Consider the following 573-nt stretch of genomic DNA (forward strand, 5'->3'; position numbering starts at 1 on the left):
TTTAATGATTTTCTTAAAACAATAGGGGATGGTAATTCATTATTATTGGATTTTGCCATTGAATATGCACTTATTATAGCCCTATTTATTAAATCCCTCATATCATTTAGATATTTTAGAATGGTGTCACTTGGTTTGTATTCGAACACTATGGTTCTTTTATCACCGATAGATTTCCATAAATGAGTCATTCCTTTACAGCCTCCAATATATCCTTTATCCTTCATTTTCTGTGATCTTAATCCATATAATTTGGATGAGAATAATGTTATTATTGTTATCAAATCATTTTTTAATTCCTCATTGGCTGATAATATCTCTTCTCCATCTGTTTCTATTATTTTTGTATTATGCATCCTGCATATATTCTCTATTAAATCAAAGCCAAACCTTGCCAGTCTGTCCTTATGTGTAATATATATTGTTTATCCTATTGTCCTCTATCATATTTAATAATTCAATGAATCCCTTTCTGTTGAATTTTAATCCGGATTTAATATCACTGAATATTTGTGCATTTGGGTATAATGATTTTAATCTGTTTATTTGATTATATAAATCATTCTTATTATT

General features: G+C 27.4%; 1 pseudogene. It reads right to left on the reverse strand.

Annotation, left to right across the window (positions count from 1 at the left end):
• Window positions 1-356 (reverse strand): annotated as a pseudogene (locus AOG54_RS04565) (hypothetical protein); the annotation flags it as partial.
• Between the last annotated feature and the right edge of the window lie 217 nt (window positions 357-573).

The organism is Acidiplasma aeolicum, assembly GCF_001402945.1.
GTDB classification, from domain to species: Archaea; Thermoplasmatota; Thermoplasmata; order Thermoplasmatales; family Thermoplasmataceae; genus Acidiplasma; species Acidiplasma aeolicum.